Genomic DNA, 14,463 nt, shown 5'->3' with positions numbered 1-14,463 from the left:
TCGTTCCCCCGGCGTCTCAGGCGAACCAGAGCGCGAGCTCGCGCGCCGACGACTCGGTGCTGTCCGACCCGTGCACCAGGTTCTGCTGCACCTTGAGGCCCCAGTCGCGACCGAGGTCGCCACGGATGGTGCCGGGCGCGGCGCTGGTGGGGTCGGTGGTGCCGGCGAGCGACCGGAAGCCGGCGATCACGCCGTTGCCGGCGACGCGCACGGCGACGACCGGACCGGACTGCATGAACTCGACGAGCGGCTCGAAGAACGGCTTGCCCTGGTGCTCCTCGTAGTGCGCGTCCAACAGGTCGCGCGGCGCGGTGAGCATCTTCAGGTCGACGATCTCGTAGCCCTTCGACTCGATGCGGCGGAGGATCTCACCGGTGAGCTGGCGGGCGACGCCGTCGGGCTTGACGAGGACGAGGGTCTCTTCGAGGTCGGACACGCAGTACTCCTAGTGTGTTCGCGGGATCGGAGGGGTGGTCAGTCCTCGCCCATGGCGGCCCGGCGCGCAGCGTTCTGGCGGTCGAGCTGACCGCCCTTGACGAAGCAGAAGACCCACAGCGCCAGGAACACCACGGCGACCGCGAACATGAACGGTTCGATGAACCCGGTGGCGAGGATGGCCGCCTGCAGCAGCCACCCGAACCCTACACCGGCGGGGTTGCCGGTCAGGCGTGAGGCCAGCGCCAGCACGACCATCGCGCCGATGCCACCGCCGAACGCCACAGCCGGCGGCAGGGTCCCCTTGCCGAACACGACGAGCATCGGGAAGAAGAACATGATCGCCTCGAGCACGAGCGCGATCGACAGCAGGCTCTCCTGCGCCCCGCGGTCGCGTCGCGGCTTCCGGGTGCGCGGTGCGCGCCCCGGCCGGGAGGCACGTGGTGCGTTCGTCACTTCGTCTCGCCTTCCCGGTGGACCAGGTCCATGACCGCACCCACCATCACGATGGAGCCCGCGACGAGCACGAGGGCGTCCTCGGCGTCCGCCTCGTCCGCCAGGTCGCGTGCCTGCTGCAGCGCGGCGGCGAGCGACGGTTCGACGACGACACGGTCCGCGCCGACCTCGTCCACGACGACCTTCGCGAAGGCGTCCGCGTCGAGGGCACGCTCCCCCGGGGGCTGCGTGACGACGAAGGTCTCGACGGTGCCCTTCAGCGCGCGGACGAACCCGCGGGCGTCCTTGTCGCCGAGGATCCCGACGACGCCGACGACGTGCTCGGACGGGAAGGCCACCGGCAAGGCCTCGGCCAGGGCCTTGGCGCCGTGCGGGTTGTGCGCCGCGTCGACCACGACGGTCGGGTCGGTGGCGATCGGCTGGAGGCGACCCGGGCTGGTGGCACCGGCGAGGCCCTCGGACAGGACGTCCTCGTCGAGCGCCTGGGTGCCCCGACCGAGGAACGACTCGACCGCGGCGATCGCCACGGCCGCGTTGTGCGCCTGGTGCCGACCGAACAGCGGCAGGAACAGGTCGTCGTAGCGGCCGGCGATCCCCTGCACGGTGATGAGCTGACCGCCCACCGCCGGCGTGACGTCCACGACGCTGAAACCGGTGCCCTCGACGGCCAGGGTCGACTCGGTGAGCTCGGCGGCACGCTCGAGTTCGACGAGTGCCTCGGGGACCTGCTCGCTCGACACCACGGCGGACGACGGCTTGATGATCCCGGACTTGGTCCGCGCGATCTCCGCCACGGTGCTGCCGAGCTGCTTCGCGTGGTCGATGGCGATCGGCGTGAACACCGCGACCTGGCTCTGCACGACGTTGGTGGAGTCCCACTCGCCGCCCATGCCGACCTCGATCACGGCGACGTCGACCGGCGCCTCGGCGAAGCACGCCAAGGCCAGGACGGTCAGTGCCTCGAAGAAGGTGAGCGGGAGCTCGCCCTTCGCGGTGAGCTCCTGGTCGGTCAGTTCGAGGACCGGGGCGATGTCGTCCCAGTTCTCGACGAGCCGGCTCGGCTCGATCGGCTGCCCGTCGATGACGATGCGCTCCCGGATCGACACCAGGTGCGGGCTCGTCATCAGGCCGGTGCGCAGACCGTGGGCACGGACGATGCTCTCGGTCGTGCGCGCGGTGGACGTCTTGCCGTTCGTGCCGGTGATGTGGATCACCGGGTACGCCAGGTGTGGGTCCCCGAGCAGCTCGACGGCGCGACGGGTCGCGGTCAGGCGGTGCTCGGGCGACTGCTCACCGATCCGGGCGTACAGGGCGGCCTCGACGCGCTTGACCTCGTCGTCGTCACCGCCGTACGGCACGGCCTCGACCGGAGCGTCTCCGGACGGCCCCACCGGGATCCGGATGCCGTCCTCGTCGTGCTGGTCGTGCTGGTCGCGCTCGTCGTACTGGTCGTCGTCGCTCATGCGCGTGACACCTCCACGGTCACCTTCGCGCCGTCACCGACATCGGTGGTGGCGCCTGCCCCGAGGGGCACGATCTCGACGCTCGTCGCCAGGGTCTCCCCCGCGATGAGCTGCTGGTGGGTGCGCACCGACGCGTCGCCGGCCTCGTCGACCCCGAGGGTCAGGACGATGCGGTCGCTGACGTCCAGGTCGGCGTCGCGCCGGGCCTGCTGGACGGCACGGACGACGTCGCGGGCGAGCCCCTCGGCCTCGAGCTCGGGCGTGGTCACGGTGTCGAGCACCACGAAGCCGCCCTCGTCGAGGAACGCCACGGCGACCGACGGGTCGGCGACGGTGAGGTCGAGCGTGTACTCGCCCTCGACCAGGTCGACACCGCCGACGGTCACGCCGGACTCGGTCGCGGTCCAGTCGCCCTTCTTCGCGGCCGGGATCACCTGCTGCACGGCCTTGCCGATGCGCGGGCCGGCGACGCGGGCGTTGACGGTCAGCTTCCGCTCGATGCCGTACTGCGCCAGTGACTCCTCGGCCTGCGCCTCGAGCACGACCCGCTTGACGTTCAGCTCGTCGCGCAGGATGTCGGCGAACGGTTCGACCGCCGCCGGGTCCGGCACCACGAGGGTGAGCGTGGCGAGCGGCAGCCGGACGCGCTTGCCGGTCGCCTTGCGGAGCGCGAGGCCCTTCGAGGCGACGTCGCGCACGCGGTCCATCGCCGCGACGAGGGCGTCGTCGGCGGGGAACTCGGCCGCGTCGGGGAAGTCCGTCAGGTGCACGCTCCGACCACCGGTCAGGCCCTTCCAGATCTCCTCGGTGACGAGCGGGGCGAGCGGGGCCGCGACGCGGGTCAGGGTCTCGAGCACCGTGTACAGGGTGTCGAAGGCCGCACGGGCGTCGTCCCCTGCCGCACCATCGGCCCCGGTCCAGAACTTGTCGCGCGACCGGCGGACGTACCAGTTCGTCAGCACGTCGGCGAAGTCGCGGACGGCCTGGGCCGCGAGCGGGGTGTCGAGCGCGTCGAGGTGCTGCTGCACGTCGGACACGAGCACCCGGGTCTTCGCGAGCAGGTACCGGTCGAGGACGTCGGTGCTGTCCGTTCGACGGGTGGCCTGGTACCCCGACTCCCCCGATGCGTTCGCGTACAGGGTGAAGAAGTAGTACGTCGACCACAGCGGGAGCATGAACTCGCGGACGCCCTGGCGGATGCCCTCCTCGGTGACGACGAGGTTGCCGCCGCGGATCACCGACGAGGACATCAGGAACCAGCGCATGGCGTCGGCGCCGTCGCGGTCGAACACCTCGGAGACGTCCGGGTAGTTCCGCAGCGACTTCGACATCTTCTGACCGTCCGAGCCGAGGACGATGCCGTGGCTGATGACGTTCTTGAAAGCAGGCCGGTCGAACAGTGCCGTGGACAGCACGTGCATGACGTAGAACCAGCCGCGGGTCTGCCCGATGTACTCGACGATGAAGTCGGCCGGGTTGTGCGACTCGAACCACTCCCGGTTCTCGAACGGGTAGTGCACCTGGGCGTACGGCATCGACCCGGAGTCGAACCAGACGTCGAACACGTCGGTGATCCGGCGCATCGTCGAGTTCCCCGTGGGGTCGTCGGGGTTCGGACGGGTCAGGTCGTCGATGAACGGGCGGTGCAGGTCGACCTCGCCGTCGGCGTTCAGCGGCAGGCGGCCGAAATCGCGCTCGATGTCCTCGAGCGAGCCGTACACGTCGGTGCGCGGGTACTCGGGGTCGTCGGACTGCCACACCGGGATCGGCGTGCCGAAGTAGCGGTTGCGCGACACCGACCAGTCGATGGCGTTGCCGACCCACTTGCCGAACTGGCCGTCCTTGACGTTCTCCGGCACCCAGTTGATGTCCTGGTTGAGCTCGCCCATGCGGTCGCGGAAGTCGGTGACCCGCACGAACCACGACGACACGGCCTTGTAGATGAGGGGCTTCCGGCACCGCCAGCAGTGCGGGTAGCTGTGCTCGTAGGACGCCTGGCGGAGCAGACGACCGGCGTCCCGGACGGCCTTGGTGAGGGGCTTGTTCGCGTCGGACCAGAGCATGCCGGCGACCTCGCCGAACTGGGAGGTGAAGACCCCGCCCTCGTCGAGGGAGAGCACCACGGGGATGCCGGCGGCAGCACAGACCACCTGGTCGTCGGCACCGTAGGCCGGGGCCTGGTGCACGATGCCGGTGCCCTCGCCGGTCTCGACGTAGTCGGCGACCAGGATGCGCCAGGCGTGCTCCATGCCCTCGGCTTCGGCGAGGAAGTCGAACAGGCGCTCGTACTCGACGCCGTCGAGCTCCGCACCCGTCAGGGTGCGGACGACCGCGGCAGCGGCGTCCTCGGCCGTCTCGTAGCCGAGGTCCTTCGCGTAGGCGGCCACGGTGTCCGAAGCCAACAGGTACGAGACGGAACCGGCGTCGGCGCCGTCAGCTGCGCCTCCCGGCCCCGCAGGGAGCACCACGTACGAGACCGCAGGCCCGACGGCCAACGCGGCGTTCGTGGGCAGGGTCCAGGGGGTCGTCGTCCAGGCGAGCGCACGCACGCCGGCCAGCCCGAGCGACTCGGCGCGCGCACCCTGCAGCGGGAACGACACCGTGACGGACTGGTCCTGGCGCATCTTGTAGACGTCGTCGTCCATGCGCAGCTCGTGGTTCGACAGCGGCGTCTGGTCGTTCCAGCAGTACGGCAGGACCCGGAAGCCCTCGTACGCCAGGCCCTTGTCCCAGAGCTGCTTCCACGCCCACAACACGCTCTCCATGAACGTCGTGTCGAGCGTCTTGTAGTCGTCCTCGAAGTCGACCCAGCGCGCCTGGCGGGTGACGTACTGCTGCCACTCGTCGGTGTACTGCAGCACGGACTTCTTGGCGGCGGCGTTGAACACGTCGACGCCCATCTCGTCGATCTCGTGCTTCTCGGTGATGCCGAGCTGGCGCATCGCCTCGAGCTCGGCGGGCAGCCCGTGGGTGTCCCAGCCGAAGCGGCGGTGCACCTGCTTGCCGCGCATGGTCTGGTAGCGCGGGAAGACGTCCTTGGCGTACCCAGTCAGCAGGTGACCGTAGTGCGGCAGGCCGTTCGCGAACGGCGGGCCGTCGTAGAAGGTCCACTCGTCGCAGCCCTGGCGCTGGTCGATGGACGCCTGGAACGTGTCGTCGCCCTTCCAGAAGGCGAGGATCCCCCGCTCGACGGCGGGGAAGGACGGCGAGGGGACGACGCCATCGGCATCGGCGTTCAGCGGGTACGGCACCGGGACTCCTTGTGGGTTCGCTCGATCTCCACGAGGACGGAGCACGCTCCGCGGTACCACCTCGCTTGCCACGCCGTGCTGTCCGCACGTCACGACCGCTCGTGTTCGGGTTCGGTGCGGCCCGGTCCGCCCGGTTCTACTGACGAGCCGCTCGCGCGGACCGCGTTCTTCCGGGAGCTCCCCGGTGATGGCCGGATCGACGCTCGTGTGACACGAGTTTAGCGGACGGGAGCATGCTGGAGGGATGCCCGACGACTCTGCCTCCGGCGAACGCCCGGAGTCCTCCCTCACCGTCATCATCGCCTTCGGCGCGAACCTGCTCGTCGCGATCGCGAAGACCATCGCGTCGCTCATCTCGGGTTCGGCCTCGATGGTGGCCGAGGCGGCGCACTCGTGGGCGGACACCGGCAACGAGATCTTCCTGCTCGTCGCCGAACGACGGGGCGCGCGGAAGCGCGACACCGCACACCCGCTCGGGTACGGACGCGAGACCTACATCTGGTCGATGTTCGCCGCGTTCGGGCTGTTCACCGCCGGCGCCATCGTGTCGATCTACCACGGCATCTCCGAGCTCGGCGAGACGGGTCCGGCCGAGGACGTCCTGCTCAACTACATCGTGCTCGCACTGTCGTTCTGCCTCGAGGGCACGAGCTTCCTGCAGGCCTACCGCCAGGCGCACGGGGCGGCGACGAAGCGCAAGGTGCCGGTGCTGCGCCACGTGCTGCAGTCCTCGAACCCGACGCTGCGGGCCGTGTTCGCCGAGGACGCCGCTGCGCTCATCGGCCTCGTCGTCGCGTTCCTCGGGGTGTTCCTGCACCAGGTCACCGGCCTGGCGATCTTCGACGCGATCGGGTCCATCGCGATCGGCCTGCTGCTCGGGGTCGTGGCGATCATCCTCATCGACCGCAACCGCCGCTTCCTGCTCGGCGAGAGCACGTCGCCCGAGCTCGAGAACGCCGTGCTCGTCGAGCTGCTCGGCCGCTCGCAGATCGAACGTGTCACCTACCTGCACCTGGAGTTCGTCGGACCGTCGCGGGTGTACCTCGTCGCCGCCGTCGACCTGACGGGCAACGAGAACGAGGAGCACGTCGCGGTCCGGTTGCGCGACGTCGAGAAGTCGCTCGAGGACAGCCCGTACATCGAGGAAGCCGTGCTGACGCTGAGCTACCCGGGCGACGCCTCGCTGCGGCCGACGAGCGACGAGGTGCCCGAGGTGGTGCGCGACGGGACGGCCTCGGACGTGGCCGCCGGCGGCGCCGGGACGCTGCGCACCGACTGACGCGCGGGCGAGCGTCGTCGGCGTCAGCGGGCGTCGAGGCCGGCGACCACCGGGGTCAGCGCCGCCGCGACGTACTCGACGAGCGGTCGTCGGGCCACCCCGTCGGCGACCCACACCCCGAACGCCGCAGCAGCCGCCCCGAGCACCGCGCCCGAGACCGTCTGCGGCCAGAGCGACCCCGGTTGCTCCCCCGTGCGCCCGGCCACGAAGGCCGCGACGGCCCCGTGCTGCGCCATCACCCGGACGGCGACCCCGGCGACGAGCTCGGAGCCGATGCCCATCACCTCGGCCTGCGCGACCGCCCACGGCACCCGCTCGGGGTCGTGGGCCCGGGCCGCGGCGAGCAGGGCCTGCTCCACCGCACGCACCGGACTGGGTTCGGTCGAGGCCGCCAGGTACCCGGGCAGCCCCGCGACCGCGGCGTCGAGCTCGAGCCACATCACGTCCGACTTCGCCGTGAAGTAGTTGAAGAACGTCGCGCGACTGACCCCCGCACGCACGGCGATCTGGTCGACCGTGGTGCGTGCGTACCCCTGCTCGAGGAACAGCTCGGCAGCGGCGTCCGCGAGGACCTCGGCGCTCGAGCGTCGGGGCCGGCCACCGCGGCGGATCGGTTCGTCCATGGGCCCCAGTAAACCGCTAGACTCGTTCAGCCATGATCTTGGACTCAGTACAGAAAACCGTCGCCGCCGTCGCGAGCGCCACCGCCGTCGTCCTCGTCCTCGCGGGGTGCAGCGGCGCCGGGACGAGCACCACGAGCAGCAAGCCGGTGAGCGGCGGGACCCTGACGTACGCCTCCGGCGACGCCGAGCCCACCTGCCTCGACCCGCACGTCGGCGGCAACTACCCGCAGGCGCTCCTGGCGACGCAGTACATCGAGGAGCTCGTCGGGCTCGAGGACGGCGAGCCGACGCCCGAGCTCGCGACGAAGTGGACCACGAGCGACGACGGCAAGACCCTCACCTTCACGCTGCGCGACGACGTCACCTTCACCGACGGCACCCCGTTCGACGCCGCCGCCGTCGTGGCGAACATCGAGCACGTGCAGGACCCGGCCACCGCGTCGAGCACCGGGTACCTCGCGCTGCAGTCCATCACGAAGGCGACGGCCACCGACGACCACACCGTGACGCTCTCGCTGAGCCGTCCGGACAGCGCGCTGCTCGAGTCCTTCTCGCAGCCGTGGGTCGGCATGGAGTCCCCGAAGGCGCTCGAACGCAAGCAGGCGACGAACTGCGAGTCGCCCGTCGGCACCGGCCCGTTCGAGGTCACCGGATGGAAGCACGGCGACCGCGTCACCCTGACGAAGAACAGCGACTACTGGGGCACGACGAAGCCGCGCCTGTCCGGCATCACGTGGCGGTTCCTGCCCGACTCGACGTCGCGCTACGCGGCGCTGCAGTCCGGCCAGGTCGACGTCATCGACAACGCGCAGCCCGACCAGCTCAAGGCAGCGTCGGCGAAGGGCGCCATCCGCGACCTCGACGCCCCGCGCCCCGGTGCCTCGAACCGCCTCGAGCTGAACTCCGGCCACGGCGTGTTCCGTGACGAGGCCGTGCGGCAGGCGTTCATCGCTGGTGCCGAGATCGACCCCGGCCTGCAGTCGCTGTTCCTCGGCACCGCGAAGCGCTCGTACTCCGTGCTCTCGAGTGCCGAACCGCTGGCGTACTCGGAGAAGAGCCGGTTCGACTACTCGCCGTCGAAGGCGAAGCAGCTGCTCGACGACGCCGGTTGGAAGGTCGGGTCGGACGGCATCCGCGTCAAGGACGGCCAGCAGCTCACCGTGACGTTCCCGGTGTCGACGAACCAGTCGGTGCCGGCCGAGCGCAGCCTGTTCCAGCAGATCCAGGCGTCCGAGAAGGCCGTCGGGTTCAAGGTCGTGCTCGACGAACTCGACCTCTCCAGCTGGTACGCGGCGCTGGCTGCGAACGAGTACGACGTGGTCAGCGCCCCGTACACGAAGGTCGGCCCCGACGTCCTGCGGATCCTGTACGACAGCGCGAGCATCGAGCCGGCACCGTCCGGGTACTTCGCGAACCTCGCGCAGCTCGACGACCCCGCGCTCGACACCCTGCTCGAGCAGGCGGCCCGCACCTCGGACGCCGACGAGCGCGCCGACCTGTACGAGCAGGCGCAGAAGACGATCCTGGCGAGCGACACCGTGCTGCCCCTCTACGACCAGCAGAACCACTTCCTGGTGCGCTCGGCCGTGCACGGCATCCAGACGACCTCGGTGTCCACACCCTGGTTCGGCACGGCCTGGATCGACCGCTGACGCGGATGCCCTGGGTGTGGTGGGCCGTCCGACGGCTCGCGGGCGGGATCGGCGTGCTCTGGGCCGTCGCGACGATCGTGTTCGTCGCGATCCGGCTCATCCCCGGCGACCCCGCACTCGCGATCCTCGGTGGTCCGGGCTCGCAGGCCTCCGCCGAGGCCGTCGCCCAGGTCCGGCACGAGTACGGCCTCGACCATCCGGTGCTCGTGCAGTACGCGGTGTTCCTCGGACGCCTCGCCACCCTGCAGCTCGGTGACTCGTACGCCTTCCGCACCCCGGTCGCGACGCTGCTCGGCCAGCAGCTGCCCGTCACGCTCACCCTGGCGGTGGCCGGCCTGGTCGCCGCCTGGGTCCTGGCGATCCTCGCGGCCTGGTGGTCGACGCAGCGCGGTCGGTTCGCGGCCGGGCTGACGAGCGCGCTGAGCGTCACCGCGAGCGTGATGCCGCACTTCTGGCTCGGCAGCGTGCTCATCGTGGTGTTCGCGAGCGCCCTCGGTTGGGTGCCCGCGGTCAGCGACGGCACGGTGCGCGGCTGGGTGCTCCCGGTGCTGACGGTGGCCGTGCCGGTCGCCGGGTACCTGGCCGAGACCGTGCGCGACGGGGTCGTCGACGCGCAACGGTCCGCGTTCGCCCTCGCCGCCCGGGGCCGTGGTGAGACCCGCCTCGGGCTGTTCGCCCGGCACCTGCTCCGCCACGCGGCGCTGCCCGGGATCGCCCTGTCCGCCTGGGCCTTCGGGTCGCTCGTGTCCGGCGCCGTCGTGGTCGAGTCCGTGTTCGCGTTGCCCGGCATCGGTCGCGCCCTGGTGACCGCGGTGACGCAGCGGGACATGCCGCTCGTCGCCGGCATCGCGCTGGTGTCCGCCGCCGCCTACGTCGTGGTGCTCGCGGTCGCGGACCTCGTCGAGCGCGTCGTCGACCCGCGCACCGGAGGTCGGCGCACCGGCGCCCCGCGCGCCGGAGGCCCGCGCACCCGCGCCCCGCGAGCCGCGCGACGCCGTGGACCCGGCCCCGAGGCGGCGGCGCGGTGAGCGGCATCGCCGAGCCGAGCCTCCTGGCCGGTGAACCGGTCGACGGACGACCGGCAGCAGCACGCCGGCGGCGGCGGGGCCTCGGCGTCCCCGGAGCCGTCGCGGGTGCCGTGGTCCTGCTCGCCGTCGTGGCGGCCGCGTGGCCGGCGCCGCTCGGCGGCGCGGACCCGCTCGCGGTGCACCCGTCGGAGGCGCTGCTCGCACCGAGCGGCGCCCACCCGTTCGGCACCGACGAATCCGGACGCGACGTCCTGTCGCGGGTCGTCGCCGGCACGCGGGCCTCGCTCGTGGTCGGTGTCGCCGCGACCCTGATCGGCGGCGGGACCGGCGTCGTGCTCGGGGTCGTCGCCGGACTGGGCGCCGGCGCCGGGCGCATCGGCCGACTGCTCGACGCCGTGATCGGCCGCGTCACCGAGGTCGCGTTCGCCCTGCCGCTGCTGCTCGTCGCCCTGGTGGTCATCGCCGTCACCGGCCCCGGCCCGGTCCCCGCCGTGCTCGCCGTCGGCTTCGCCACCGCCCCCGGCTACGCCCGCATCGTCCGTGGCCTGGTCCGCGCGGCCCGGTCGTCGCAGGTCGTCGAGACCGCCGTGCTGCTCGGCCGCTCCCCCGTCCGCATCGTGGTCCGGCACGTCCTGCCCACCGCACTCTGGCCCGTCGTCGCGGTCGCCACGCTCGGCGTCGGCCAGGCGATCGTCTGGGCCTCGGCGCTGAGCTACCTCGGCGTCGGCACACCACCCCCGGCTCCGGAGTGGGGCGCGATGCTCGCCGACGGCCGGACCTACCTGCAGACCGCACCGTGGATGAGCACCTTCCCCGGGCTCGCCATCGTGGTGCTCGCGACCGCCGTCACCGTGCTCGGTCGCGCGATCCGCCGAACAGGAGTCGTCCGATGACCACCGTCCTCGAGGTCCAGGCGCTGCACGTCGCCATCGCGGGCACACCGATCGTGCACGACGTCGCGCTGCGGGTCGACGCCGGTGAGTGCGTCGCCCTGGTCGGCGCCTCCGGCTCCGGCAAGACCGTCACCGCCCGCGCCGCACTCGGCCTGTCCGCGCCCGGCTCCGCCGTCCGCGCCGACGCCTTCACCGTCGCCGGCCTCGACGTCCGCGCGTTCTCCGATCGTCGGTGGCGCCAGGTGCGCGGGTCTCGGGTCGGCTACGTCGGCCAGGAGGCCCTGGGCGCGTTGGACCCGCTGCGTCCCGTCGGACGCGAGGTCGCCGACAGCCTCCGCCTGCACACCGAGATGGGTGCGGCCGAGCGCGTGGACGCCGTGCGCGATGCCCTGCGGGCGGTGGGCCTCGACCCGGACATCGCGACCGACGGCCGACTCGCCGGCACGCTGTCGGGCGGGATGCGGCAGCGAGCCCTCATCGCCGCGGCCACCATCGGGTCGCCGGCGCTCGTGGTCGCCGACGAGCCCACGACCGCGCTGGACGCCGGGGTCGCGGTCACCGTGATGGAGCAGCTGCGGGTGGCGCAGCAGCGTGGGGCGGGGCTGCTCGTCATCACGCACGACCTCGGGCTCGTCGCGGGGTGGGCCGACCGGGTGGCCGTCATGCACGAGGGCCGGATCGTCGAGCAGGGCCCGGTCGCCTCGGTGTTGCAGGATCCGCAGCACGCCGCGACGCAGGCCCTGGTGCGCGCGGCCACTGGCGCTCGGTGCGAGGTAGATCACTCCGTGCGAGCTTCCGACGACGCACGGAGTGATCAACCTCGCACGGGGCACGGCGGGAGGGCTGGCGGAAGGGCTGGCGTCCTCGTCGCCACGGGGCTCGCGCGCGACTACGAGGGCGTCCGCGCCGTCGACGACGTGTCGTTCGGGCTCGACCGCGGGCGAGTGCTCGGGGTGATCGGCGCCTCGGGGTCGGGCAAGACCACCCTGGCGCGGATGCTCCTCGGGCTCGAGACGCCCGACGCCGGCACGGTCTCGCTCGACGGAGCCCCCTGGGTACCGCTCCCCGAACACGACCGACGACCCCGACGCCACCGGGTCGCGGCCGTCGTGCAGGACCCCGGCGCCACGTTCGACGAGCGGTGGTCGGTCGAGCGGGTCCTCGCCGACGCGTTCTCGCGGGGCGACGACCGCCGCGCCCGTGGCTCCCTCGCCGCCCGGGTGGACGCAGCCCTGCGGCAGGTGGACCTCGACCCGGCGCTCCGGCCGCGGTCGCCGCTGACCCTGTCCGGTGGGCAACGGCAGCGACTCGCGATCGCCCGGGCACTCGCCACCGACCCCGAGGTGATCGTCCTCGACGAGCCGGTCACCGCCCTCGACGCCACCGTGCAGGACGCCGTGCTGACCCTGCTCGAGCGGCTCCGCGACGACACCGGCGTGGCGATGGTGTTCGTGTCGCACGACCTGCGGGCCGTGCGCCGGATGGCCGACGACGTGCTGGTCGTGCACCGGGGCGCGGTCGTCGAGCACGGCCCCGCCGCGACGGTGTTCGCGCGCCCGGCGCACCCCGTGACCGCGCACCTGCTGCAGGCCGCGGAGCGGCTCGCCGCCGGCCCGAGTCTCGCGCAGGGCGACCAGCCTCGGGCCGCCGGCCGCGAGGCCGGTCGCTGACGCCGAGTCTCGTGGCCGGCGGCCACGTGCCCTGAACGTGACCGGAGGCCCGGTGTGCGTCCGTGGCGGACGTGCACCGGGCCTCCAGGGCGGGTTGCCGCGGGGCGGCCCCGGGGTCAGGAGTCGGCGGACTCCTTCTTCGCAGCGTCACCCGAGATGATCGGGATCTCACTCGTCGCGAACTCCTTCGCCCAGTCGGACTGCGCGAACTCCGAGTTCGGGTCGTTGTAGTCGTCGATCACGCCGGCGACCTCGTCCTCGGAACCGACCGTCGGGCCGGAGCCCATGAGCGGGGTGGCGGCGGTCTCCTTGGTGAAGTACACCGCGACGAGCCCGATGACGGCGGCGAGCATCAGGTAGAAGGCCGGGATGTCCTCGGCCCAGCCGTAGCCGGCGTCCTTCGCGGCGTTGATGAGCGCCGAGGTCGCGAGCGGGGTCGTGCCACCGAACAGCGACACCGAGACGTTGAACGCGATCGCGAGCGCGCCGTAGCGGATGATCGTCGGGAACAGCGCGGGCAGCGTCGACGGCATGGTCGAGGTGAACGTGACGAGCACGACACCGAGGATGAGCAGGCCGGAGAACACCCCGACGCCCGTGCCGGTCTGGACGAGCTTGAGGGCCGGCCAGGACAGCAGGATGAAGCCGATGCAGCCGGCGGCGAGCACCGGGCGACGACCGAACTTGTCGGACAGCCGGCCACCGAACGTGATGACGACCATCATGAGCAGCATCACGACGACGATCAGGATGAGGCCGAACGTGGCGTTCTGGCCGAGGTTCTGCTCGAGGTAGGTCGGCATGTACGACAGCAGCATGTAGTCGGTCACGTTGAAGACCAGGACCAGGCCGATGCAGATGATGAGCGCGCGCCAGTTCTCGGCGAAGAGCTTGAGGAACGGGGTCTTCTGCCCCTCGCGCTCGGCGGCCTGCTCCTGCTGCTTCTGGAAGGCCGGGGTCTCCTCGAGCTTGAGGCGCAGGTACAGCCCGATCAGGCCGAGCGGGCCCGCGATGATGAACGGGATGCGCCAGCCCCAGCTGAGCAGGGCGTCCTCGGACAGGCCGAACTGCAGGCCGGTGACGATCGACGCGCCGAGCACGTAGCCGGCCAGGGTGCCGAACTCGAGCCACGAGCCCATGAACCCACGGCGCTTGTCGGGCGAGTACTCGGCGATGAAGGTCGCGGCGCCGCCGTACTCACCGCCGGTCGAGAAGCCCTGCACGAAGCGGGCCACGAGCAGCAGGACCGGGGCCCAGAAGCCGATCGAGTCGTACGACGGGATCAGGCCGATCATCAGCGTGCCGGCGGCCATCAGGATCATCGTCAGCGCGAGGACCTTCTGCCGGCCGATCCGGTCGCCGATCGGGCCGAAGACGGCGCCACCGATCGGTCGGACGATGAACGCCGCGGCGAAGAACCCGAAGGTCGCGACGATGTTCGCGGCCGGGTCGCCCTGCGGCAGGAATACCTGCGAGATCGTGACGGTCAGGTACGCGAAGATGCCGAAGTCGAACCACTCCATCGCGTTGCCGAGGGCGGCGGCCGCCACGGCGCGCTTGAGCAGCGACTCCTCGACGACGGTGACGTCGTCCTTCGTCAGCTTGCGCCGAGCGCGCTTCGCAGCGCCCTTCGAGCGCAGCGGTCGGTCGCCGTGCGGCAACGGCCGATCGCCGTGCGGGTGGGGTGCGTCGTTCGGTGCCAAGTCGTTCCTC

11 protein-coding genes are annotated in these 14,463 nt (G+C 71.7%); 5 read left to right on the top strand and 6 right to left on the bottom strand.

Going from position 1 to position 14,463, the window contains the following annotated elements; all coding sequences use genetic code 11:
- Positions 1-16: 16 nt before the first annotated feature.
- Genes ndk through ileS form a run of 4 tightly spaced genes read right to left on the bottom strand, consistent with a single transcriptional unit; the run spans position 17 to position 5,605 of the window.
- Complete coding sequence (gene ndk / locus EDF23_RS11125; RefSeq protein ID WP_111084529.1) at positions 17-436, bottom strand: nucleoside-diphosphate kinase; 420 nt, start codon at positions 434-436, stop codon at positions 17-19.
- A 38-nt stretch (positions 437-474) separates the two neighbouring features.
- Positions 475-891 carry a DUF4233 domain-containing protein gene (locus EDF23_RS11120; RefSeq protein WP_131921673.1) on the bottom strand — a complete coding sequence of 139 codons (417 nt, stop codon included), beginning with the start codon at positions 889-891 and terminating at the stop codon, positions 475-477.
- Positions 888-2,354, bottom strand: coding sequence for a folylpolyglutamate synthase/dihydrofolate synthase family protein (locus EDF23_RS11115; protein WP_207895481.1), 1,467 nt, complete (start codon positions 2,352-2,354; stop codon positions 888-890). The genes EDF23_RS11120 and EDF23_RS11115 overlap by 4 nt, the downstream gene beginning before the upstream one ends.
- On the bottom strand, positions 2,351-5,605 hold the full coding sequence (ileS, locus tag EDF23_RS11110; protein WP_131921672.1) for an isoleucine--tRNA ligase: 3,255 nt from the start codon (positions 5,603-5,605) through the stop codon (positions 2,351-2,353). The genes EDF23_RS11115 and ileS overlap by 4 nt, the downstream gene beginning before the upstream one ends.
- 244 nt (positions 5,606-5,849) lie before the next feature.
- Between ileS and EDF23_RS11105 the strand changes: the two genes are divergently transcribed.
- A complete protein-coding gene (locus EDF23_RS11105) occupies positions 5,850-6,884 on the top strand; it encodes a cation diffusion facilitator family transporter (protein ID WP_131845445.1) in 1,035 nt (344 codons plus the stop codon).
- A 23-nt stretch (positions 6,885-6,907) separates the two neighbouring features.
- Here EDF23_RS11105 and EDF23_RS11100 read toward each other — a convergent pair whose 3' ends face one another.
- A complete protein-coding gene (locus EDF23_RS11100; RefSeq protein ID WP_123293967.1) occupies positions 6,908-7,507 on the bottom strand; it encodes a TetR/AcrR family transcriptional regulator in 600 nt (199 codons plus the stop codon).
- Positions 7,508-7,539: 32 nt separating this feature from the next.
- Between EDF23_RS11100 and EDF23_RS11095 the strand changes: the two genes are divergently transcribed.
- The 4 genes from EDF23_RS11095 to EDF23_RS11080 are packed head-to-tail and all read left to right on the top strand — an operon-like array spanning position 7,540 to position 12,750.
- The gene (locus tag EDF23_RS11095; RefSeq protein ID WP_131921671.1) at positions 7,540-9,159 is read left to right on the top strand and encodes an ABC transporter substrate-binding protein; all 1,620 of its coding nucleotides are present in this window, start codon (positions 7,540-7,542) and stop codon (positions 9,157-9,159) included.
- A gap of 5 nt (positions 9,160-9,164) precedes the next feature.
- Complete coding sequence (locus EDF23_RS11090; protein ID WP_243648895.1) at positions 9,165-10,187, top strand: ABC transporter permease; 1,023 nt, start codon at positions 9,165-9,167, stop codon at positions 10,185-10,187.
- On the top strand, positions 10,184-11,080 hold the full coding sequence (locus EDF23_RS11085) for an ABC transporter permease (RefSeq protein WP_243648894.1): 897 nt from the start codon (positions 10,184-10,186) through the stop codon (positions 11,078-11,080). The genes EDF23_RS11090 and EDF23_RS11085 overlap by 4 nt, the downstream gene beginning before the upstream one ends.
- Entirely contained in the window at positions 11,077-12,750 is a 1,674-nt protein-coding gene (locus EDF23_RS11080; RefSeq protein WP_131921670.1) for an ABC transporter ATP-binding protein, read from the top strand. Before EDF23_RS11085 ends, EDF23_RS11080 begins: the two co-directional genes overlap by 4 nt.
- Positions 12,751-12,866: 116 nt before the next feature.
- Here EDF23_RS11080 and proP read toward each other — a convergent pair whose 3' ends face one another.
- Entirely contained in the window at positions 12,867-14,453 is a 1,587-nt protein-coding gene (gene proP / locus EDF23_RS11075; protein ID WP_243648893.1) for a glycine betaine/L-proline transporter ProP, read from the bottom strand.
- Positions 14,454-14,463: the final 10 nt, after the last annotated feature.

Source organism: Curtobacterium sp. PhB128 (assembly GCF_004340725.1).
Lineage (GTDB): Bacteria > Actinomycetota > Actinomycetes > Actinomycetales > Microbacteriaceae > Curtobacterium.
The sequence above is the reverse complement of the archived record's forward strand: the minus strand, read 5'-3'. Positions and strand labels throughout refer to the sequence as shown.

Excerpts from the sequence above, each read along its gene's own strand:
- EDF23_RS11115 (WP_207895481.1), bottom strand. The coding sequence starts at position 2,354 with ATGAGCGACGACGACCAGTACGACGAGCGCGACCAGCACGACCAGCAC.
- EDF23_RS11105 (WP_131845445.1), top strand. The coding sequence starts at position 5,850 with ATGCCCGACGACTCTGCCTCCGGCGAACGCCCGGAGTCCTCCCTCACC.
- EDF23_RS11100 (WP_123293967.1), bottom strand. The coding sequence starts at position 7,507 with ATGGACGAACCGATCCGCCGCGGTGGCCGGCCCCGACGCTCGAGCGCC.
- EDF23_RS11095 (WP_131921671.1), top strand. The coding sequence starts at position 7,540 with ATGATCTTGGACTCAGTACAGAAAACCGTCGCCGCCGTCGCGAGCGCC.
- EDF23_RS11090 (WP_243648895.1), top strand. The coding sequence starts at position 9,165 with ATGCCCTGGGTGTGGTGGGCCGTCCGACGGCTCGCGGGCGGGATCGGC.
- EDF23_RS11080 (WP_131921670.1), top strand. The coding sequence starts at position 11,077 with ATGACCACCGTCCTCGAGGTCCAGGCGCTGCACGTCGCCATCGCGGGC.